Here is a 22,024-nt window from a genome sequence, read left to right as displayed (position 1 = left end):
TTATGGTTGTCGCCCGGTTACCCGCCTCGTGAGCGCAATGGCACCCGGATCAACAACGTGGTGCCCTCCCCGGGCTGGCTGTCGATCTGCAGGGTGCCGCCGAACATCAGCACCCGCTCGCGCATGCCGACCAGGCCAAAGGAAACACCCTGGCGCGTGGCATGCGGGTCGAAGCCCACCCCGTCATCGGCGATGCGCAGGCACAGCTCGCGCCCTTCGACACTCAGTTGCAGTTCCACAGTATGCGCCTGGGCATGGCGCATGACATTGGTCAGCGCCTCCTGGAGGATGCGGAACAAGCCGATGGCCTTGGCGTCGGACAGCTCCGGCGGGTTCTCCGGCACCTCCACCAGGCAGGGAATCTGCGTGCGCGATTCGAAGCGGCGCGCCTGCCATTCGACCGCGGAGCCGATGCCGGCATCGAGGATCGGCGGACGCAACGCGGTGGCCACGTCGCGCACCAGCTGGAACAGCTGGGCGATCAGGCGCTTCATGTTGTCCAGGCGCTCGCGCAGGCCGCTGTCCAGCTCGGCATAGGCCAGTTCGCACATGGAGGTTTCCAGCTTGAGCACGGTGAGCACCTGGCCCAGCTCATCGTGCACTTCGCGGGCGATGCGCGCCTTCTCCTCCTCCCGCACGCTCTCCAGGTGCGCCGACAGCTCGCGCAGCTGCGCGCGGGAATCCTGCAGCTCCAGCTCGATCTGCTTGTGCTCGGTGATGTCCCAGACCACGCCGTCCCAGGCCGGCCGGCCGTCATCCAGGGTACGCACCGTGGCCTTGATGTCGACCCAGCGCGGCTCGTGGCTGCGGGTGAGGATACGACCCTGCCACAGCCAGTTGCGGTGGCCTTCCACGGCGTCCAGTTGGCTGGCCAGATAGCTCTCGCGCTCGGACGGATGCACCAGGCCCATGATGCCCAGGCCGCTCTCGCGCAGGTAACCGGGTGAGTAGCCGAGCGAGGTTTCACTACCACCGGTGATGAAGCTGATATAGGCGAAATCGGAGTCGTCGTCCGGTGCGTTCGGCTCCAGGCGGAACACCAGCCCCGGCACGTTGGCGGCGATGCCCTGCAGGCGCGCCTCGCTCTCCTCCAGCGCGGCGCGGGCGCGGCGGCGCTCGGTGACGTCGGTAAGGAACACCAGCAGGTACTCCGAATCGCCGAAGCGCAGGAAACTCAGCGATACATCCGCCGGCAGCCACTGGCCGTCGGCGCGCAGGCAGCGAGTCTCGAAGCTCAGCGGCGCCTCGTCGGCGTTGCGCGCACGGCGCCAGAGGTTGAGCCAGCGATCCATGTTCAGGGTCGGTTCGAAGTCCGACAGCGGCCGGTCCACCACGGCGCCCGGCAGGTAGCCGAGCATCTCTTCCGCGGCGCGGTTGGCGTAGCGCACGTGGCTGTCCCAGTTGACCCAGAGGATGCCCACGGTGCTGCTGTCGATGGCGAACTGGGTCAGGCGCAGCGCCTGCTCCGCCGCCTGGCGCAACTCGATATCGCGGCGGGCGGCGAGCAGGCGCGACTCCAGCGCGCGGTGCTGGCGACGCAGCCAGAGCAGCGCGGCAACCGCGAACAGCAGCAGCAGGCCAAGCAGAATGCAGAGGTTCTGCCAGAAGCCGGGCGAGGAGCCCAGGCGCGGATAGGTCGGCTGCAACCAGCGCTCGTGAAGCTGGTCGAGATCCTTGGCCGGGACCGCGCGCAGCGCAGCGTCGACGATCCCTGCCAGCTCGGGCAGCCCGCGACGGGTCGCCACGCGCAGCAGTTGCGGGTAGCCGATGTCGGCTACCACGGAAAGGCCGGTGAACTCGGTTTCCCGGGTCAGGCGTGCCAGCTGTGCCTCATCGATCACCGCGTAGTTGGCTTCGCGGCCGAGCACCTTGCGCAGGACTTCGCGGTCACTGTCGACGACCTGCAATGTCAGCCCCGAATAGGTTCCGCGCAGGTAGTCGACCACCGAACCGGGCCCGCGCACGGAGACGGACTCGCCTTCGCCGAGGGTGTCCAGTTCCACCGACGTACCACTGCGACGGTCTCCCACAACGAGGCGCGGCACGCGCAGGTAGGGGTCGGAGAACAGCCAGTCACGCAGCGTCGCGGGGGTCTGGCTGACACCGGGCGCAAGGTCGATTTCGCCGGCGCGCACGGCCTTTTCCAGCGCTGCCTGGTCGGGATAGGTGCGCCACTCCAGGCTGACGTGCAGGGCCTTGGCCAGCCACTCCAGCAGCTCGACATTGGCCCCGGAGAGCTGCTGCAGACGGCGGTCCTGCTGCACGTAGGGAGCCTCGAGCACAGCGCCGACGCGCAGCTGCGGGTGCTCCGCGAGCCAGGCAAGCTGCGCCGCATCCAGCGCCAGCGGCGGCGTGGCGGTTTCCGCCACGGTCAGCATGGGCAGGCAGCAGAACCAGGCCAGGCAGGCTTTCCAGAACAGACGACTCATGCCGACAGCACCATGGATTTCACTCGGGTCAACGCAAAGGGCCGGCATACCTTACAGCAACCCCGGTTGAACCCGGCACGCCTGCGCCTGACAAAGCTACTACAAGCCGCTAGGCTGGCCGCACTCTCGCCCGCCGCTTGCTGCCCACCAAGACTGGGATATCACCGATGCCGCACTTGCCTCGCCCGACACTTCTTGCCCTCTGCCTGTCCCTCGGCCTGTCGCCGCTGTGCACCAGCTGGGCCGAAGACGCCAAGCCCGCCGCCGACCAGAAGCCGGCCGCCGAACCGGTGGCAAGGCCGGCGGTCAGCGAGCGCAGCCAGGACGAAGCCAGCGGCCTGGTGCGCCAGTTGCCCGAAAGCGAGCGCCAGGAGCTCAAGGCCGGCGACGAGACCTTCCTCGCCCTCTGGCTGCCGGCCAACACCGCCGACGCCGAAGGCGCGGTGGTCCTGGTCCCTGGCGACGGCGAAAGCGCGGACTGGCCGGTGGCGGTCGGCCCGCTGCGACGCAAGCTTCCCGACGCCGGATGGCAGACCGTGGCCGTCACCCTCCCTGACCCGCAGAGCACCGCGCCTGTGCCGCGTCCGAAGGAGTCACCCGACAAGGCCAGCGCCGACACCGACGCCAGCGCTGCCGACAGCGCCAGCAAGCCCGAGGTGAAAGGCAGCGCTGGCAGCGCAACGCCGACGCCTGAAAGCACCGGTGAAGCGGGTAGCGCCGAACCGGCCCAGGCCAGCGCCGAGGCCCCACCGCCGCCCACTGACCCGGTGGAACTGCGCAAGGCCCACGCCGAACGGGTGCTGGCGCGCATCCAGGCCGCCGTCGAACTGGCCCAGCAGCACCATCCCAAGACCATCGTCCTGCTCGGCCACGGCACCGGCGCCTACTGGGCGACCCGCTACCTGGGCGAGCGCACCCCGGCCGAGATCAAGAACCTGCTGCTGGTGGCGCCGGAGATGCCACGCGACTTCAAGCCGTCGCTGGAAGAGACCGTGCCACTGCTGAACCTCGCGACCGGCGACTTCTACTACAAGGACAGGGACCCGGACGTGGCGGCCGCGAAGCGGCGCCTTCAGGCCAGCAAGCGGCAAAAGGCGCCGAACTACGTGCAGATCGGCATGAGTGCCCTGCCCGGCGACCTGGGCACCGAACAGGACCAACTCTACCGGCGCATCCGCGGCTGGCTGTCGATGCACCTGGAACCGATCGAGCAGCCCTGACGGCTGCCCGACTCAGCGAAAACCGCGGCGCTGGCGCACTAGCAGGTAGGCCGCCTGGATTTCGCGGGTCCTGCTGGTCGCCGCGGCGATCCGCTCGGGGCTCGCGCCCATGCCTTCGAGCTTGTCCGGGTGGTTCTGGCTGATCAGTTTGCGGTACGCGCGCTTGATCTCATCCGGCTCGCTCTCGGTCGTCACCCCCAGTAATCGCAGCGCTCCGGTATAAGACTCGCGCGGCGTGGCCGGCGGCTTCGGTGGCTCTGCGCCCGCCGCCAGCGCCAGCACTCTCGAGCGCGAGAGCCCCAGTGCATCGCCCCACTGCAGCAGCAGACTCTTCTGCGCAGCGCTCGGCGTACCCCCTGCCCAGGCCATCCGCCAACACGCCTGGATCAGGCCCTCGGCAGTGGCCTCCTGGCCATTGCGCTGGCGCAGACCAACGTCAAGCAACTCGCCGCCCGGCTTGCCACGACCGAAGGCATCGATGGCCTGGCGACGAGCCTTATCGTCCAGTTGCAGGCGCTGCATCTCGCTGCGTGCCTGCTGGATGTGCGCCTCGACCACGCGGCCTCGCACCTTGGCCAGCCGACCGAGCAACAGGAACAGCAACTCCTGGTCGCCCACCTGCGGCCCACCGCGCAGCGCCTCAAGCAGGCCTCGCCAGGTGCGCTTCTTCAGACGCCGGTCGAGTACCTGGCCGAGCAACGCCCCGAGCATCGCACCCGGAATGCTCGCCAACGCCCAACCGGCGATGACTCCGACCAGAGTACCCGGCCAGAACACCTCAGCCCTCCGCCAACTGGCGTTCGACTTCCGCCAGACGCTCGTGGGTACCGACATCGATCCAGCGACCACGGTGGTGCACGCCGCTCACGCGCCCGGCCGCCATCGCCTGGCGCAGCAGCGGCGCCAGCTTGAAGGCGCCGGACTCGCAGCCTTCGAACAGTTCCGGGCGGAGGATGGCAATACCGCTGTAAGTCAGGCTCGGATGACCTTCGCGGTAATCGCTGACGCGACCGCCAGTCAGGCAGAAATCACCGCGTGCGTGATGGTCCGGGTTGTCCACCAGCACCAGGTGCGCCAGGTCACCCTCGGCCAGCGCACCCTGCAGGCTGGCGTAGTCGAAGTCGGTCCAGATGTCGCCGTTGGCGATGACGAAGGCGTCGGCTCCCAGTAGTGGCAGCGCCTTGAAGATGCCGCCGCCGGTTTCCAGCGGCTCGCCCTCGGGCGAGTAGCGGAGGCTCACGCCGAAGGCCGATCCATCACCCAGGTGATCCTCGATCTGCTGGCCCAGCCAGGCATGATTGATCACCAATTGATCGAAACCGGCCTTGCGCAGAGCCTGTAGCTGGTACTCGATCAGCGGCACGCCACCGGCACGCACCAGCGGCTTGGGCGTGTGAAGGGTCAGCGGGCGCAGGCGTTCGCCCTTGCCCGCGGCGAGGATCATGGCCTTCATGCGGGATGCGTCTCGTCGTTGGGCAGGCTGGCCAGCAGGGCAGCGAGGTCAGCCAGTTCCGGCCGGCGCGCGATGACGCTTCCCAGGTAACGGAAGAAGCGCGGCACGTCGCCCAGGTAACGCGGCTTGCCATCGCGGTGGCAGATGCGCGCGAAGATCCCGATCACCTTCAGGTGGCGCTGGGCGCCCATCAGGTCGCTGGCGCGGAAAAAGGCATCGAAGCTGTCCGGCAGTGGAATGCCGGCGGCCTGCGCCTTGCGCCAGTAGCGGGACAGGCCGTCATGCACGCGCGGCTCCGGCCAACTGAGGAAAGCGTCCTTATAAAGGCAGGTCACGTCGTAGGTCACCGGGCCGTAGACCGCGTCCTGGAAATCCAGGATGCCGGGGTTCGGCTCGCTGAGCATCAGGTTGCGCGGCATGTAGTCGCGGTGCACGAACACCCGCGGCTGATCCAGAGCGCTTTGCACCAGCAAGTCGCAGGTGCGCTCCCAGCGGGCGAGCTGCTCGCCGTCCAGGGTCACGCCCAGGTGACGCTGCAGGTACCACTCGGGGAACAGTTGCAGCTCGCGGCGCAGCAGGGCTTCGTCGTAGGTCGGCAGGCGCTCGGCGACATCGACCTGCTGGAACGCGACCAGGGCATCGAGGGCGTCCTCGAACAGCGCTTCGGCATTCTGCGCGGTGAGCACGTCCAGGTAGGTCTGGCGCCCCAGATCATCGAGCAGCAGGAAGCCCTGCTCGACATCCTCGGCGAGAATCTTCGGCACGTGCACACCGGCCTCGGCCAGCAAGCCGGCGACCTTGATGAAGGGGCGGACGTTCTCCTGGGGCGGTGGCGCATCCATCACGATCAGGCTGCGACCGTCGCCCTGCCAACGGAAATACCGGCGGAAACTGGCGTCGCTGCTGGCCGCCGTGAAGCTGGCCTCGGGCACCGGGCCCCAGCCCTGCGCGTTGAACACTGCGGGCAAACTCAAGTCCAACCAGCCGATCATCTGCTGGTAACGGGCATCCTGTGACATCTTTATGGGTTCTCCACGGCCCTAGCCGTTGCGCGGGTCATGCTTTATTATCCAGCATCTTTTTGAGCCCATCGAGAGGCGTGCGGTCCGCTTTGGGCCGATGGCTCGCAGGAAGCCCGGATTAACAAGATGGCAGTGAATTTCCCCGTGTTCCGTAGAAAATTCCCCTTACTGGTGACCGGTGGCCTGCTGGCTATCCAGCCGCTCGCCACTGTGACCGCGGCACCCGGTGAGCAGTTCGCCTGCCAGCCTTCCGCGTCCGGCGCCTGGGACTGCTCCTCGCAGAGCAGCGCCAGCAGCGTACCGCGTCCGCAGCATGGCGCCAGCTCGGTCAGCGCCGGCGGCACTGCTGCGGCCAGCAGTTCGAAGTCCTCGGGCAGCTCGAGCAGCAGCGCTGGCGAAGCGCCGAAGCAACTGGTCACCGAGTCCGGCGGCCGCGGCCTGAAGTCGCGCAGCAGCGACTACAGCCACCTCGACTGGATCCCCCGCGACAAGCTTACCGCCGCCCAACAGGCGGAGATCGGTCCGTACTGCGGCGGCGAATACGTCGAGCCGATCCGTCCGGGCATGAACGACAAGACCCCGAACGACGAGGCACCGACCTACGTCTCGGCGAAAGTGTCGCGCTACGAGCAGGAAAAGCAGATCGCCACCCTCGCGGGCAACGTGGTCCTGCGCCAGGGCAGCATGCAGGTCGAGGCCGACGAGGCCAACCTGCACCAGGCCGAAAACCGCGGCGAACTGGTTGGCAACGTCAAGCTGCGCGACAACGGCGCGCTGATCGTCGGTGACCATGCCGAACTGCAACTGGACAACGGCGCGGCGAAGATCGAGAACGCCGAGTACGTCATGCACCAGGCGCAGATCCGCGGCAGCGCGCTGTACGCCAAGCGCCAGGAAGACGCGATCATCCAGCTCAAGGACGGTACCTACACCCGCTGCGAACCCAACAGCAACGCGTGGGTCCTGAAGGGCAACAACATCAAGCTGAACCCGGCCACCGGCTTTGGCACCGCGACCAACGCGACCCTGCGGGTGAAGGACATTCCGGTCTTCTACACCCCGTACATCTACTTCCCGATCGACAACCGTCGTCAGTCCGGCTTCCTGGCACCCTCCTTCGCCAGCTCGACCGACACCGGGTTCACGCTGACCACGCCGTACTACTTCAACCTGGCGCCCAACTACGATGCCACGTTGTACCCGCACTACATGGTCAAGCGCGGTCTGCTGATGGAAGGCGAATTCCGCTACCTGACCCACAGCAGCGAAGGCCAGGTCAACGCCGCCTACCTGAACGACAAGAACGACGACCGCAAGGACTTCCCGCAGTACACCGATACCCGTTGGCTGTACGGCTGGAAAAACGTCAGCGGCCTCGACTCGCGCGTCCTCGCTCAGGTGGACTACACCCGCATCAGCGACCCGTATTACTTCCAGGACCTGGATACCTCGCTGGGCATCGGCTCGCCGACCTACGTCAACCAGCAAGGCATCCTGACCTACCGCGGCGACAGCTACACCGCCCGCCTGAACGCCCAGGCCTACCAGCTGGCGACCGTGACTGACGTCACCCCGTACGATCGTCTGCCGCAGCTCACGCTGGATGGCAAGCTGCCATTCAACCCGGGCGGACTGAACTTCACCTACAGCACCGAAGCCGTGCGCTTCGACCGCGATCTGGATGAGGGCTACTACCGCCTCAACGAAACCGATCCGACGCTCTACGCACGTCCAGATACCTACCTGCGCGGCCTGGCTCGCGCTACCGGCGATCGCTTCCACGCCGAACCAGGTATCAGCCTACCGATGAACCGCAGCTGGGGCTTCCTGACGCCCACCGTCAAGGCCATGTACACCAAGTACGACCTCGACCTGGACAGCCAGGGCAAGGCCACTCTGCCGAGCTACATCAACTACGACAGCAGTCCTGATCGCTCGCTGGGCCTGGCCAAGCTGGACAGCGGCCTGTACTTCGACCGCGACACCACCTTCGGCGGAACCAAATTCCGTCAGACCCTTGAGCCGCGCGCGATGTACCTCTACGTGCCGTACAAGGACCAGGACAACCTGCCGACCTTCGACACCGGCGAATTCACCTTCAGCTACGACTCGCTGTGGCGCGAGAACCGCTTCACCGGCCGTGACCGTATCGGTGACGCCAACCAGTTGTCCCTCGGCCTGGGCTCGCGCTTCATCGAGGATGATGGTTTCGAGCGCGCCTACATCGCCGCCGGCCAGATCTACTACTTCAGCGACCGCCGTGTTCAACTGCCGGGCCTGACCGAGAACGACCTGCTCGCCAGCGGTGCGAAGAACCCAGACGCCGACACCTGGCGCTCGCCCTACGCGCTGACCGGCATCTACCGCTTCGACCATGACTGGTACGCGAGCTCGGACTTCAACTGGAACCCGAACACACACCACACCGACAACGGCAATCTGATGTTCCACTATCAGCCTGAAGCCGATCCTCGCAAGGTGCTCAACGCCGGCTACCGCTATCGAGCGGACAGCAAGCGGTTCAACCCGAGTACCGGCCAGTTCGAATACGGCAGCGACGAGTACAAGATCGAACAGCATGATTTCTCGTTCATGTGGCCGGTCCTGCCGCAGTGGGCTGCCATCGGCCGCTGGCAGTTCGACTACAACCAGAGCCGCACGCTGGAAGCCTTCGGTGGCTTCGAGTACGACAGCTGCTGCTGGAAGCTGCGCCTGATCAATCGTTACTGGGTCGACTACGACGACGAGCAGTTCGTGACCTCGACGTCCAAAGCCGACCGCGGTGTTTTCCTGCAAATCATCTTGAAGGGCCTTGGCGGCGTAGTTGGCAGTCAGGTGGAAGGCTTCCTCGACCAAGGTATCCAGGGTTATCGTCAACGTGAAGACAATTCTATGTAAGGCCCTGCGCCCGCTGATGCTGGGCGCGCTGTTGGCAAGTTCCGTCGTACACGCCGAAGTGATTCCACTGGACCGCGTGGTCGCCATCGTCGACAACGACGTGGTGATGCAGAGCCAGTTGGACCAGCGCCTGCGCGAAGTCCGTGCAACCATCCAGAAGCGCGGCGCGCCGCTGCCGCCCGAGCACGTGCTGACTCAGCAGGTGCTCGAGCGACTGATCATCGAGAACATCCAGTTGCAGATCGGCGACCGCTCCGGCGTTCGCATCACCGACGAAGAGCTGAACCAGGCCATGGGCACCATTGCCCAGCGCAACAACATGAGCCTGGATCAGTTCCGCGCCGCCCTGTCCCACGACGGCCTGTCCTACGATGAGGCCCGCGAGCAGGTGCGCCGCGAGATGATCATCAGCCGGGTGCGCCAACGCCGTGTGGCCGAGCGCATCCAGGTCAGCGAGCAGGAAGTGCAGAATTTCCTCGCCTCTGACCTGGGCAAGATCCAGCTCTCCGAAGAGTACCGTCTGGCCAACATCCTGATCCCGGTTCCCGACAGCGCCTCGCCGGAAACCGTCCAGGCTGCCGCCCGCCAGGCCCAGGAGATGTATCAGCAGCTCAAGCAGGGCGCCGACTTCGGCCAACTGGCGGTATCCCGCTCGGCCGGCGACAACGCCCTAGAAGGCGGCGAGATCGGCTGGCGCAAGGCTGCCCAGCTGCCCTCCCCGTTCGACAGCATGATCGGCAGCCTGGCCGTGGGCGACGTGACCGAGCCGGTCCGCACCCCGGGCGGCTTCATCATCCTCAAGCTGGAAGAGAAGCGCGGCGGCAGCAAGATGCTGCGTGACGAAGTCCACGTCCGCCACATCCTGCTCAAGCCCAGCGAAATCCGCAGCGAGGAAGAGACCCAGCGCCTGGCCGAGAAGCTCTACGAGCGCATCCAGGCCGGCGAGAGCTTCGCCGATCTGGCGAAGAAGTTCTCCGAAGACCCAGGCTCCAAACTCAACGGCGGCGACCTCAACTGGGTCGACCCGGAATCCCTGGTACCGGAATTCCGCGACGTGATGAACAACGCGCCGCAAGGCCAGGTGACCAAGCCGTTCCGCTCGCCATTCGGCTGGCACGTCCTGGAAGTCCTCGGCCGTCGTGCCACCGACAGCAGCGACAAGTTCCGCGAGCAACAAGCCGCCCAGACCCTCCGCGCACGCAAGTACGACGAGGAACTGCAGGCCTGGCTGCGCCAGATTCGCGACGAAGCCTACGTCGAGATCAAGCAGTAAGCCGCTTGAGTCGCCCATGAAGAAACCCGGCCTTGGCCGGGTTTCTTTTTGCCCGCCGAACGCTACGAAGAACCAAGGCTTCGTCGTAGAGTAGAACCATCCGCTGCAAACCCTGACTTGAGAGTCCTGATGAGCAACTCCCACCTGTTCGCCCTCACCCCCGGTGAACCTGCCGGCATCGGCCCCGACCTCTGCCTGCTGCTGGCCCGCGACGCGCAACCGCATCCGCTGGTCGCCGTCGCCAGCCGAGAGCTGCTGGGCCAGCGCGCCACCCTGCTGGGGCTGGGCATCGACCTGCAGGAAGTCGGCCCCGGCCACTGGCCCAGCGCCGCCGCGCCGGCCGGCACCCTGTATGTCTGGGACACCCCACTCGCCGCTCCGGTCGAGCCGGGCAAGCTGAACCAGGCCAACGCCGCCTATGTGCTGGAGACCCTGACCCGCGCCGGCCAAGGCTGCCTGGACGGGCATTTCGCCGGGATGATCACCGCGCCGGTGCACAAAGGCGTGATCAACGAAGCCGGCATCACCTTCTCCGGCCACACCGAATTCCTCGCCGACCTCACCCACACCGCCCAGGTGGTGATGATGCTCGCCACCCGCGGCCTACGTGTGGCGCTGGTGACCACGCATCTGCCGCTGCGTCAAATCGCCGATGCGATCACGTCGGATCGCCTGGAACGCGTCACCCGCATCCTCCACGCAGACCTGCGCGACAAGTTCGGCCTGGTCAATCCGCGCATTCTGGTCTGCGGCCTGAATCCCCATGCCGGCGAAGGCGGTCACCTCGGCCACGAAGAGATCGACGTGATCGAACCGACCCTGGAGCGCCTGCGCAACGAGGGCATGCAGCTGATCGGCCCGCTGCCGGCCGACACGCTGTTCACCCCCAAGCACCTGGAGCACTGCGATGCGGTGCTGGCGATGTACCACGACCAGGGCCTGCCGGTGCTCAAGTACAAGGGCTTCGGCGCGGCGGTGAACGTGACGCTGGGCCTGCCGATCATCCGCACCTCAGTGGACCACGGCACCGCGCTGGACCTTGCTGGAACCGGGCGGATCGACAGCGGCAGCCTGCAGGTCGCACTGGAAACCGCTTACCAGATGGCCGACGCCGGCGCGGGAACCCGCTGATCCCCGGCATTCCGCTCAGCCAGCGTTTCGTGCTGGCCGCGCCGGGCTGGTAAACTGATGGTTTTTCCGCCTCCAGCCGGCCGCCGCAAGCGCCCGGCTGCTCTCCGGAGCCTTCGATGTCCGAACTTTTCCAGCACCGCGCCCGTAAACGCTTTGGGCAGAACTTCCTGCATGACGCCGGGGTGATTCACAAGATCCTGCGTGCCATCGCCGCCAAGGAAGGCCAGCACCTGCTGGAAATCGGCCCGGGCCAGGGCGCCCTGACGGAAGGCCTGGTGGACAGCGGCGCGAAGCTCGACGTGATCGAGCTGGACCTGGACCTGATCCCGCAGCTGAAATGGCGCTTCGGCCTGAAGCCCAACTTCAGCCTGCACCAGGGCGATGCCATGAAGTTCGACTTCGCCACCCTGACGGCCTCTCCCGAGGACAAGCTGCGCGTGGTCGGCAACCTGCCCTACAACATCTCCACCCCGCTGATCTTCCATCTCCTGGACCACGCGTCGCTCATCCAGGACATGCACTTCATGCTGCAGAAGGAAGTGGTGGAACGCCTGGCCGCCGAGCCGGGCAACGGCGACTGGGGCCGCCTGTCGATCATGGTGCAGTACTTCTGCCGCGTGGATTACCTGTTCACCGTCGGCCCGGGCGCATTCAACCCACCGCCGAAGGTCGAGTCGGCCATCGTTCGCCTGGTGCCCTACGCTGATCCCCCTCATCCGGCCAAGGATCGCCGTGTACTGGAGCGCATCGTCCGCGAAGCCTTCAACCAGCGCCGCAAGACCCTGCGCAACACCTTGCGCACCCTGATGAGCGTCGAAGACATCGAAGCCGCCGGCGTCGACCCGACCCTGCGCCCCGAACAGCTCAGCGTCGCCGACTTCGTCAGCCTGGCCAACCGCTACAGCGAAACCAACCCGGAAGCCGAGCAAGGACCGACCGCATGAGCGACCCGCGCTACCAGGTCAGCGTCAGCGTCACCACCCGCCACCTGCCCGAGCAATCCCATCCGGAGCAGCAGCGTTACGTGTTCGCCTACACCGTGACCATCCACAACCACGGCGAGCTGGCCGCCAAGCTGCTGACCCGCCACTGGGTCATTACCGACGGCGATGGCCACGTGCAGGAAGTGCGCGGCGCCGGCGTGGTCGGCGAAAAGCCGCTGATCGAACCAGGCGCCAGCCACACCTACACCAGCGGCACCGTGATGGCCACCAAGGTCGGCAGCATGCACGGCAGCTACCAGATGGTCGCCACCGACGGTCACCACTTCGAGGCCGAGATCCCGGCCTTCCGCCTCGCCGTACCGGGGGCGCTGCACTGATGGCCACCTATGCCGTCGGCGACCTGCAGGGCTGCCTGGAGCCGCTCAAGTGCCTGCTCGATCAGGTGAAGTTCGACCCGGCCCAGGACAAGCTGTGGCTGGTCGGCGACCTGGTCAACCGTGGTCCGGCGTCGCTGGAGACCCTGCGCTTTCTGTATGCCATGCGCGATTCGCTGGTTTGCGTGCTGGGCAACCACGACCTGCACCTGATTGCCGTGGCCTACAACGCCGAACGCCTGAAAAAGAACGACACCCTGCGCGAGATCATCGAGGCGCCGGATTGCGCACAACTGATCGAATGGCTGCGGCAGATGCCGCTGATCCATCACGATGCCCAGCGCGACATTACCCTGGTGCACGCCGGCATCCCGCCGCAGTGGACCGTGGAGAAAGCGCTGCTGCGCGCCGCCGAGGTCGAGAAAGCCCTGCGCGACGACAGCCAGTTGCCGATGTTCCTTGACGGCATGTACGGCAACGAGCCGGCCAAATGGGACAAGAAGCTGCACGGCATCGAGCGCCTGCGAGTGATTACCAACTACTTCACGCGCATGCGCTTCTGCACCCCCGACGGCAAGCTCGACCTGAAATCCAAGGAAGGCCTGGACACCGCCCCGCCAGGCTACGCCCCCTGGTTCAGCTATGCCGAGCGCAAGGCTGCCGGGCGCAAGATCATCTTCGGCCACTGGGCCGCGCTGGAAGGCCAGTGCGACGTCCCCGGCCTGTTCGCCCTCGACACTGGCTGCGTGTGGGGCGGCAGCATGACACTGATGAACGTCGACACTCTCGAGCGCATCCACTGCAGTTGCGCCGACAAACCAGAATGATTGCAGCGGAGCCAAAAGCTCCGCGCCTTGCGAGGTAACACCATGAGCGACTTCAAGCGCATCGCCCCCGACCTGGCCCAGCAACTGCGCGAAACCGGCGCCCAGGTCGTCGACATCCGCGACCCGCAGAGTTACGCGATGGGCCACATCAGTGGCTCGCGGCACATCGACAACTACTCGGTGGCCGACTTCATCCGCGAGGCCGACATGGACGCACCGCTGGTCGTGGTCTGCTACCACGGCAACTCCAGCCAGAGCGCCGCGGCCTATTTCGTCCAGCAGGGCTTCTCCGAGGTCTACAGCCTCGATGGCGGCTTCGAACTGTGGCGCAGCGTCTATCCCGCGGATACCAGCGCCGGCGGCTCCGACTGAAAGCCCTTACGAAAGGGGCGGATTAGCCCCTTCAAAAAATCTGTAACTTCTCGCTCTTTCGTCCTTTACACATCGAAGAACGAACTATCCTTTCCCTCAGGCCATCCAAAAAAGGGAGAGCCGGCACACCGGCTTCCGGTTAATCGGCAGTGACCATTGGGGGCGGATCAGGGCAGTGGCCAGGTTCCGTTGGAGTTCTGGGGGATTCTCGCCTGCAGCGCTGGCAGCCCGACCGCACCCGCACAGACCGATCCGGCGCCGGCTCCATGCATCGAGCGAGGAGACGTCATGAGCATTTTCAGTCACTTCCAGGAACGCTTCGAAGCGACCCGTCAAGAAGAGTACTCCCTCCAGGAGTACCTGGATCTCTGCAAGCAGGACAAGATCGCCTACGCCACGGCCGCCGAGCGGATGCTGATGGCCATCGGCGAGCCTGAACTACTCGACACATCCGTCGATTCCCGCCTGTCGCGGATCTTCTCCAACAAGGTGATCCGCCGTTACCCGGCCTTTGCCGACTTCCATGGCATGGAGGAGTGCATCGACCAGATCGTCTCCTTCTTCCGCCACGCCGCCCAGGGCCTGGAAGAGAAGAAGCAGATCCTTTACCTCCTGGGCCCGGTCGGCGGCGGTAAATCCTCCCTCGCCGAGAAGCTCAAGCAACTGATGGAGCACGTGCCCTTCTACGCCATCAAGGGCTCGCCGGTGTTCGAATCGCCCCTGGGGCTGTTCAATCCGGACGAAGACGGCGCGATCCTCGAGGAAGACTACGGCATCCCGCGCCGCTACCTGCGCTCGGTGATGTCGCCCTGGGCGACCAAGCGCCTCAACGAATTCGGCGGCGACATCAGCCAGTTCCGCGTGGTCAAGCTGCACCCCTCGATCCTCAACCAGATCGCCATCGCCAAGACCGAACCGGGCGATGAGAACAACCAGGACATCTCCGCGCTGGTCGGCAAGGTGGATATCCGCAAGCTGGAAGAATTCCCGCAGAACGACGCCGACGCCTACAGCTACTCGGGCGCGCTGTGCCGGGCCAACCAGGGCCTGATGGAATTCGTCGAGATGTTCAAGGCGCCGATCAAGGTCCTGCACCCCTTGCTCACCGCGACCCAGGAAGGCAATTACAACAGCACCGAAGGCCTCGGTTCCCTGCCCTACAGCGGCATCATCCTCGCCCACTCCAACGAATCGGAATGGCACAGCTTCCGCAACAACAAGAACAATGAGGCTTTCATCGACCGGATCTACATCGTCAAGGTGCCGTACTGCCTGCGCGTCTCCGATGAAATCAAGATCTACGACAAGCTGCTGATCAACAGCTCCCTGGCGCACGCCCACTGCGCACCGGACACCCTGAAGATGCTCTCGCAGTTCTCCGTGCTGTCGCGCCTGAAGGAGCCGGAAAACTCCAACATCTACTCGAAGATGCGCGTCTACGACGGCGAGAACCTCAAGGACACCGATCCCAAGGCCAAGTCGATTCAGGAGTACCGCGATACCGCCGGGGTCGACGAGGGTATGGCCGGGCTTTCCACCCGTTTCGCCTTCAAGATCCTCTCCAAGGTATTCAACTTCGATCCGCATGAAGTCGCCGCCAACCCGGTGCACCTGCTCTACGTGCTGGAGCAGCAGATCGAGCAGGAGCAGTTCCCCCCGGAAACCCGCGAACGCTACCTGCGCTTCCTGAAGGAATACCTGGCGCCGCGCTATGTCGAGTTCATCGGCAAGGAAATCCAGACCGCGTACCTGGAGTCTTACAGCGAGTACGGCCAGAACATCTTCGACCGCTACGTGCTGTACGCCGACTTCTGGATTCAGGACCAGGAATACCGCGATCCGGAAACCGGCGAGATCCTCAACCGCGCCGCCCTCAACGAGGAGCTGGAGAAGATCGAGAAACCGGCTGGCATCAGCAACCCGAAGGACTTCCGCAACGAAATCGTCAACTTCGTGCTGCGCGCCCGTGCCGGCAACAACGGCAAGAACCCCAGCTGGCTGTCGTACGAGAAGCTGCGCGTGGTGATCGAAAAGAAAATGTTCTCCAATACCGAGGACCTGCTTCCGGTCATCAGCTTCAACGCCAAGGCGAGCAAGGAGGATCAGCAGAAGCACAACGACTTCGTCAAACGCATGGTCGAGCGCGGCTACACCGAGAAGCAGGTGCGCCTGCTGTCGGAATGGTATCTGCGGGTTCGCAAGTCGCAGTAGTCTGCCATCGGCGCGGCGGCATTCCCGCCGCGCCGGTCGCCGTCGCATTCGGACCTGTCCGTGGCGGCTCCACGCCGTTGCGCAACAGGCCCTGAGGAGCATTCATGAGCTACGTCATCGACCGGCGTCTGAACGGCAAGAACAAGAGCACGGTGAATCGCCAGCGCTTCCTGCGGCGTTACCGTGAGCACATCAAGAAGGCGGTCGAAGAGGCCGTCAGCCGCCGCTCCATCACCGACATGGAACACGGCGAGCAGATCAGTATTCCTGGCCGCGATATCGACGAGCCGGTCCTGCACCATGGTCGTGGCGGCCGCCAGACGGTGATCCACCCCGGCAACAAGGAATTCACCACCGGCGAGCACATCCCGCGCCCCCAGGGCGGCGGCGGCGGTCGTGGCGCCGGCAAGGCGAGCAACCAGGGCGACGGGATGGACGACTTTGTCTTCCAGATCACCCAGGAGGAATTTCTCGACTTCATGTTCGAGGACCTGGAGCTGCCCAACCTGGTCAAGCGCCACCTTACCGGCAGCGATACCTTCAAGACCGTCCGCGCCGGCATCAGCAACGAGGGCAACCCCTCGCGCATCAACATCGTGCGCACCCTTCGCTCCGCCCACGCGCGGCGCATCGCCCTGTCCGGCTCCACCCGCGGCAAGCTGCGCGCGGCGATGGCGGAGCTGGAACGCCTGAAGCGCGAGGAACCGGACAACCTCGGCGACATCCAAAACCTGGAGCAGAAGATCGCTGCCATGCGCGCGCGCATCGACAAGGTGCCGTTCCTGGACACCTTCGACCTCAAGTACAACCTGCTGGTGAAACAGCCCAACCCGACCTCCAAGGCCGTGATGTTCTGCCTGATGGACGTCTCGGGCTCGATGACCCAGGCCACCAAGGACATCGCCAAGCGCTTCTTCATCCTTCTCTACCTGTTCCTCAAGCGGAACTACGAGAAGATCGAGGTGGTATTCATCCGCCACCACACCAGCGCCCGTGAAGTCGACGAGGAAGAATTCTTCTATTCCCGAGAGACCGGCGGGACCATCGTCTCCAGCGCCCTGAAGCTGATGCAGGAGGTGATGGCCGAGCGCTATCCCACCAACGAATGGAACATCTACGCCGCCCAGGCTTCGGACGGCGACAACTGGAACGACGACTCGCCGGTCTGCCGCGACATCCTGATGAAGCAGATCATGCCGTTCGTCCAGTACTACACCTACGTCGAGATCACCCCGCGCGAACATCAGGCGCTGTGGTTCGAGTACGAGAAGATCCGCGACACCTTCGAAGACAGCTTCGCCCAGCAGCAGATCGTCTCCGCCTCGGACATCTACCCGGTGTTCCGCGAGCTGTTCCAGAGGAGGCTCGTCGCATGAGCAAGCGCCAGCCGATCGCCACCGGCTCGGAGTGGACCTTCGAGCTGATCCAGCAGTACGACCGCGAGATCAGTCGTCTCGCCGAGCGTTATGCGCTGGACACCTACCCCAACCAGATCGAGGTGATCACCGCCGAGCAGATGATGGATGCCTACGCTTCGGTCGGCATGCCCATCGGTTACAACCACTGGTCCTACGGCAAGCACTTCCTCAGCACGGAAAAGAACTACAAGCGCGGCCAGATGGGCCTCGCCTACGAGATCGTGATCAACTCCGATCCGTGCATCGCCTACCTGATGGAAGAAAACACCCAGTGCATGCAGGCATTGGTGATCGCCCACGCCTGCTATGGGCACAACAGCTTCTTCAAGGGCAACTACCTGTTCCGCACCTGGACCGATGCCACCTCGATCATCGACTACCTGGTGTTCGCCAAGTCCTACATCAACAAGTGCGAGGAGCGGTACGGCATCGACGCGGTGGAAGACCTGCTCGACTCCTGCCACGCGCTGATGAACTACGGCGTGGACCGCTACAAGCGACCCTACCCGATCTCCGCCGAGGAAGAGAAACAGCGCCAGAAGGAGCGCGAGGAGCAGATCCAGCGCCAGGTCAACGACCTCTGGCGGACCATCCCCAAGGCCACCGGCAAGGACAAGGAACAGGGCCTGGCCCGCTACCCCAGCGAGCCGCAGGAAAACATCCTCTACTTCATCGAGAAGAACGCCCCGCTGCTCGAACCCTGGCAGCGCGAAGTGGTGCGCATCGTGCGCAAGGTGGCGCAGTACTTCTACCCGCAGCGCCAGACCCAGGTCATGAACGAAGGCTGGGCGACGTTCTGGCACTACACCCTGATCAACGACCTCTATGACGAAGGCCTGGTCAGCGACGGCTTCATGATGGAGTTCCTCCAGTACCACACCAGCGTGGTCTACCAGCCCGGCTTCGACAGCCCCTACTACAGCGGCATCAACCCCTATGCGCTGGGCTTCGCCATGTACCGCGACATCCGACGCATCTGCGAGAACCCCACCGAGGAAGACAAGCGCTGGTTCCCGGACATTGCCGGCAGCGACTGGCTGGCGACCATCAAGTTCGCCATGAAGAGCTTCAAGGACGAGAGTTTCGTCCTGCAGTTCCTCTCACCCAAGGTGATTCGCGAGTTCAAGCTGTTCAGCATCCTCGACGACGACCAGAAGGACGACATGCTGGTCGACGCCATCCACGACGACGACGGCTATCGCAAGATCCGCGAAACGCTGGCCGCCCAGTACAACCTCGGCAACCGCGAGCCGAACATCCAGATCTGGGACGTCGACCGCCGCGGCGACCGCTCGCTGACCCTGCGCCACCAGCAGCACGACCGCAAACCCCTGGGCGAATCCACCGACGACGTGCTCAAGCACCTGCATCGCCTGTGGGGCTTCGACATCCACCTGGAGACCCTGCAGGGCGAGAACATCGTCAACACCTTCCACATGCCCCCAAAGGGTGAACGCGACAGCGAGGAGGGTTACCCGCGGCTCGACCTGATCATCCCACCCATTTGATCGGTTGACCGGAGCAACAGGCATGACAAGCATGGCGGCAACCCCGCTGGAGACCGCCATGCGTCTGTTCGCCATTCTCCTGCTCTGCCTTGCTGTCGCGACCTGCAGCAACCCAACTCCCCACGCCCAGGTCGCGCATCCCGCCGATGCGCGCCTGGCCGGGCTGCTCGACTTCCAGCTGATGCCGCCGGAAAACGCCGTCGACGCCCTGCCCTACCGAAGCCGTTATCCCCTGATCAACGCCCAGGTGCGCCAAGGGCTGATCGAGCGCGGCTACCGCGAAAGCGCCACGCCGCAGCTGCGCGTCTATTACTGGCTGGCGCTGCAGGATGCGCCGCTGGAATTCAAGGTCGACGTCCCACCGCCCGACCCGCTCGGCCCCTACCTCGCCATCCACCGCCTGCGCGATGAAACCGGCACCCTGCGCCTGCGCCTGACCGATGCACAGGAGCAGACCCTCTGGGAAGGCACCGTCAGCACCGGCCTGAGCCCCGCCCACGCCAGCACCGCCCTGCTGCAGGACGCCGTCGGCGCACTGCTCCAGCAGATTCCCGCCGCCGCACCGTAATTCCGCTCCTACGCGAAACCTCAGCCAACCTGTAGGAGCGAGCTTGCTCGCGAACCGCCCGAACACCCTCAGCTTGAAGCGAAGGCCCAGAACCCCGAAGCTATCCTGCAGAACAGGAGACAGCTTCATGCAGATCTACAAGGTGGGCGGCGCCGTCCGCGATCGCCTGCTCGGCATCCCCTTCAGCGACACCGACTGGGTGGTGGTCGGCGCCAGCGCCGACGACATGCTTGCCCGGGGCTACCGCCCGGTCGGCGCCGACTTCCCGGTGTTCCTCCACCCGAAGACCGGCGAGGAATACGCCCTCGCCCGCACCGAACGCAAAAGCGGGCGCGGGTACGGCGGATTCACCTTCTACGCCAGCCCCGACGTCACCCTGGAAGAAGACCTGATCCGCCGCGACCTGACCATCAACGCCATGGCCGAGACCGATGACGGCCAGGTCGTGGACCCCTACCACGGCCGGGAAGACCTCGCCGCCCGCCTGCTACGCCACGTCTCCCCGGCCTTTGCCGAAGACCCGCTACGCGTCCTGCGCGTCGCGCGCTTTGCCGCGCGCTATGCCCCGTTGGGCTTCAGTGTGGCGCCGGAAACCCTGGCGCTGATGCGCGCGCTGTCCGAATCAGGCGAACTGGAAGCCCTGACCGCCGAACGCAGCTGGAAGGAAATTTCCCGCGCGTTGATGGAGTCACGCCCGGATGTATTCATCCAGATCCTGCGCGACTGCGGCGCCCTGGCTGTGCTGATGCCGGAAGTCGACGCCCTGTTCGGCGTGCCGCAGCCGCCAGAGCACCACCCGGAAGTGGACACCGGCGAGCATGTGTTGGCCGTCCTGCGCGAATGCGCCAGGCACGACCAGCCACTGAGCGTGCGCTGGGCCTGTCTGGTCCACGATGTAGGCAAGGGCGAGACTCGCGAGGAGGAATGGCCCAGGCACCACGCCCACGAACACCTGGGGCTGCCGCTGATCGACGCGATCAACGCGCGCTTCAAGGTCCCGCGGGAATGCCAGGAACTGGCGCGGCTGGTGGGCGAGTACCACACCCACTGCCACCGTGCACTGGAGCTGCGGCCCAACACCCTCCTTGAGCTGCTGCAGTCCTTCGACGTCTACCGTCGGCCGCAGCGCTTCGAAGAGTTCCTCGCCGCCAGCGAGATGGACGCCCGCGGCCGCCATGGGCTGGAGGATCGAGCCTATCCGCAGGCGGAGTACCTGCGTGGCGCCGCGCAGGCCGCCCGCGCGGTCGCGGTGCAGCCGCTGCTGGAGAAGGGATACAAGGGCGCCGAGCTGGGTGAAGCGCTCAAGCGCGAGCGCCTGACAGCCCTCAAGGCCTACAAGGAAAGCCACGGCGCCTAAGAGCACCGCGGAGGGATGAACGACGGGCTCTCACTGCAGGAGCGGGCCGTACCCGCGATGGCGCCCATGGGGCGCTCCTACAAGTGAGGCGTCAAGCCGCCGGATGCGCCTCGATCAGCGCCGCCGGCGTCAGCTCCGCGCCGCGCCACTGGAAGGGAACCGGCCAGAGTTTCTGCGCGATCTGTGCGCCCGCCCACAGGTCTGCAAAGGTACGTTGCGCCCCCGGATACTCAATCTCGGGCGCCAGCAACGCCAGCGGCCAGAGCACGAAGGCATTTTTCAGCACCTCGGCGCGCGGCAGTGTCAGGCCGTCGAACTCACCGTGCAGATCGCCATACAGCAGCACATCGATGTCCAGCGGCAGACCCTTGCGCTCCGGCGCATAGCGGCCGTTGTCCGCCTCGATGTGCTTGAGCCGCAGACTCAGCTCCGCCAACGGCAGATCGGTGTGCGCGACGATCACGAAGTTGTAGAAGGGGCCGCTGCGAATGCCCACCGGCTCGCTCTCGAAGACCGGCGAGCAGCGGATGTCCTCGAGGAAACCGTCCAGCGCTTCCAGGCCCGCGAGCAGATGGCGCTCGCGCTCGATGTTGCTGCCCAGCCCGAGGTACACCGTCGTCAGCGGCATCCGCGTTCGATCTCCACACCCACGCCGATAGCGGCCGCAACGGCGCCGGGCTTGGTGACTTTCAGGCGCAGCCACTGAATGCCGAACTCTGCCATCAGCAGCTCGGCGAGGCGCTCGGCGAAGGTTTCCACCAGTTGGAAGTGCGCGTCACGGGCGAACGCCAAGACGCGCTCGGAGAGCACGGCATAGTCCAGGGCCTTGGCAATATCGTCGTCGGCCGCTGCCGGGCGGTTGTCCCAACCCAACGTCAGGTCCAGGCGCAGGCACTGCCGGATACCCCGTTCCCAGTCGTAGACGCCGATCACGGTGTCCACTTCCAGCCCCTCGATGAAAACTCTGTCCACTGACTGCATGCTCCAAGGCGACACGACAAGCGGCCGGCGCCCCGTTA

The 22,024-nt window shown here is 65.3% G+C and carries 19 protein-coding genes; 13 read left to right on the top strand and 6 right to left on the bottom strand.

Translation table 11 applies throughout. From position 1 onward, the window contains the following. Positions 1-17: 17 nt before the first annotated feature. Complete coding sequence (locus AC1ZV1_RS02845; protein ID WP_484295449.1) at positions 18-2,429, bottom strand: PAS domain-containing sensor histidine kinase; 2,412 nt, start codon at positions 2,427-2,429, stop codon at positions 18-20. 167 nt (positions 2,430-2,596) lie between these two features. Here AC1ZV1_RS02845 and AC1ZV1_RS02840 point away from each other — a divergent pair, with 167 nt between their 5' ends. Continuing rightward, positions 2,597-3,649 carry an alpha/beta hydrolase family protein gene (locus tag AC1ZV1_RS02840; protein ID WP_484295448.1) on the top strand — a complete coding sequence of 351 codons (1,053 nt, stop codon included), beginning with the start codon at positions 2,597-2,599 and terminating at the stop codon, positions 3,647-3,649. 12 nt (positions 3,650-3,661) lie between these two features. Here AC1ZV1_RS02840 and AC1ZV1_RS02835 read toward each other — a convergent pair whose 3' ends face one another. Genes AC1ZV1_RS02835 through AC1ZV1_RS02825 form a run of 3 tightly spaced genes read right to left on the bottom strand, consistent with a single transcriptional unit; the run spans position 3,662 to position 6,121 of the window. Next, positions 3,662-4,426, bottom strand: a complete 765-nt coding sequence (locus AC1ZV1_RS02835) for a DnaJ domain-containing protein (RefSeq protein WP_484295447.1) — start codon at positions 4,424-4,426, stop codon at positions 3,662-3,664. Between the two features lies 1 nt (position 4,427). Then, positions 4,428-5,102: an N-acetylmuramate alpha-1-phosphate uridylyltransferase MurU gene (gene murU, locus AC1ZV1_RS02830; RefSeq protein WP_484295446.1), complete on the bottom strand. Its 675-nt coding sequence runs from the start codon at positions 5,100-5,102 to the stop codon at positions 4,428-4,430. Continuing rightward, complete coding sequence (locus AC1ZV1_RS02825) at positions 5,099-6,121, bottom strand: aminoglycoside phosphotransferase family protein (RefSeq protein WP_484295445.1); 1,023 nt, start codon at positions 6,119-6,121, stop codon at positions 5,099-5,101. The genes murU and AC1ZV1_RS02825 overlap by 4 nt, the downstream gene beginning before the upstream one ends. A gap of 129 nt (positions 6,122-6,250) precedes the next feature. Between AC1ZV1_RS02825 and AC1ZV1_RS02820 the strand changes: the two genes are divergently transcribed. The 12 genes from AC1ZV1_RS02820 (at position 6,251) to AC1ZV1_RS02765 (ending at position 21,005) form a co-directional block, all read left to right on the top strand. Beyond that, positions 6,251-9,022: an LPS-assembly protein LptD gene (locus AC1ZV1_RS02820; protein WP_484295444.1), complete on the top strand. Its 2,772-nt coding sequence runs from the start codon at positions 6,251-6,253 to the stop codon at positions 9,020-9,022. Further along, positions 9,003-10,295 (top strand): peptidylprolyl isomerase, encoded by a 1,293-nt coding sequence (locus tag AC1ZV1_RS02815; RefSeq protein WP_484295443.1) that lies wholly within the window; start codon positions 9,003-9,005, stop codon positions 10,293-10,295. The genes AC1ZV1_RS02820 and AC1ZV1_RS02815 overlap by 20 nt, the downstream gene beginning before the upstream one ends. A 129-nt stretch (positions 10,296-10,424) precedes the next feature. Next, complete coding sequence (gene pdxA, locus AC1ZV1_RS02810; protein ID WP_484295442.1) at positions 10,425-11,426, top strand: 4-hydroxythreonine-4-phosphate dehydrogenase PdxA; 1,002 nt, start codon at positions 10,425-10,427, stop codon at positions 11,424-11,426. Between the two features lie 116 nt (positions 11,427-11,542). Then, positions 11,543-12,370 (top strand): 16S rRNA (adenine(1518)-N(6)/adenine(1519)-N(6))-dimethyltransferase RsmA, encoded by an 828-nt coding sequence (gene rsmA / locus AC1ZV1_RS02805; protein ID WP_484295441.1) that lies wholly within the window; start codon positions 11,543-11,545, stop codon positions 12,368-12,370. Beyond that, entirely contained in the window at positions 12,367-12,747 is a 381-nt protein-coding gene (gene apaG, locus AC1ZV1_RS02800) for a Co2+/Mg2+ efflux protein ApaG (protein ID WP_484295440.1), read from the top strand. The genes rsmA and apaG overlap by 4 nt, the downstream gene beginning before the upstream one ends. After that, positions 12,747-13,571 (top strand): symmetrical bis(5'-nucleosyl)-tetraphosphatase, encoded by an 825-nt coding sequence (locus tag AC1ZV1_RS02795; RefSeq protein WP_484295439.1) that lies wholly within the window; start codon positions 12,747-12,749, stop codon positions 13,569-13,571. Before apaG ends, AC1ZV1_RS02795 begins: the two co-directional genes overlap by 1 nt. A gap of 42 nt (positions 13,572-13,613) precedes the next feature. Further along, positions 13,614-13,943 (top strand): thiosulfate sulfurtransferase GlpE, encoded by a 330-nt coding sequence (glpE, locus tag AC1ZV1_RS02790; RefSeq protein WP_484295438.1) that lies wholly within the window; start codon positions 13,614-13,616, stop codon positions 13,941-13,943. Positions 13,944-14,231: 288 nt separating this feature from the next. Then, on the top strand, positions 14,232-16,154 hold the full coding sequence (locus AC1ZV1_RS02785) for a PrkA family serine protein kinase (protein ID WP_484295437.1): 1,923 nt from the start codon (positions 14,232-14,234) through the stop codon (positions 16,152-16,154). A gap of 104 nt (positions 16,155-16,258) precedes the next feature. Further along, positions 16,259-17,530, top strand: a complete 1,272-nt coding sequence (locus tag AC1ZV1_RS02780) for a YeaH/YhbH family protein (RefSeq protein ID WP_484295436.1) — start codon at positions 16,259-16,261, stop codon at positions 17,528-17,530. Next, positions 17,527-19,080 carry a SpoVR family protein gene (locus tag AC1ZV1_RS02775; RefSeq protein WP_484295435.1) on the top strand — a complete coding sequence of 518 codons (1,554 nt, stop codon included), beginning with the start codon at positions 17,527-17,529 and terminating at the stop codon, positions 19,078-19,080. Before AC1ZV1_RS02780 ends, AC1ZV1_RS02775 begins: the two co-directional genes overlap by 4 nt. Positions 19,081-19,138: 58 nt before the next feature. Continuing rightward, positions 19,139-19,648 carry a DUF4136 domain-containing protein gene (locus tag AC1ZV1_RS02770; RefSeq protein ID WP_484297493.1) on the top strand — a complete coding sequence of 170 codons (510 nt, stop codon included), beginning with the start codon at positions 19,139-19,141 and terminating at the stop codon, positions 19,646-19,648. A gap of 127 nt (positions 19,649-19,775) precedes the next feature. Then, positions 19,776-21,005, top strand: a complete 1,230-nt coding sequence (locus AC1ZV1_RS02765; protein ID WP_484295434.1) for a multifunctional CCA addition/repair protein — start codon at positions 19,776-19,778, stop codon at positions 21,003-21,005. A gap of 91 nt (positions 21,006-21,096) precedes the next feature. Here AC1ZV1_RS02765 and folK read toward each other — a convergent pair whose 3' ends face one another. Beyond that, on the bottom strand, positions 21,097-21,633 hold the full coding sequence (gene folK, locus AC1ZV1_RS02760; protein WP_484295433.1) for a 2-amino-4-hydroxy-6-hydroxymethyldihydropteridine diphosphokinase: 537 nt from the start codon (positions 21,631-21,633) through the stop codon (positions 21,097-21,099). After that, on the bottom strand, positions 21,624-21,977 hold the full coding sequence (gene folB, locus AC1ZV1_RS02755) for a dihydroneopterin aldolase (protein WP_484295432.1): 354 nt from the start codon (positions 21,975-21,977) through the stop codon (positions 21,624-21,626). The genes folK and folB overlap by 10 nt, the downstream gene beginning before the upstream one ends. Between the last annotated feature and the right edge of the window lie 47 nt (positions 21,978-22,024).

The sequence above is a fragment of the Pseudomonas sp. BB438 genome (genome assembly GCF_057180225.1).
This window is presented reverse-complemented; position numbering and strand designations above follow the sequence as displayed.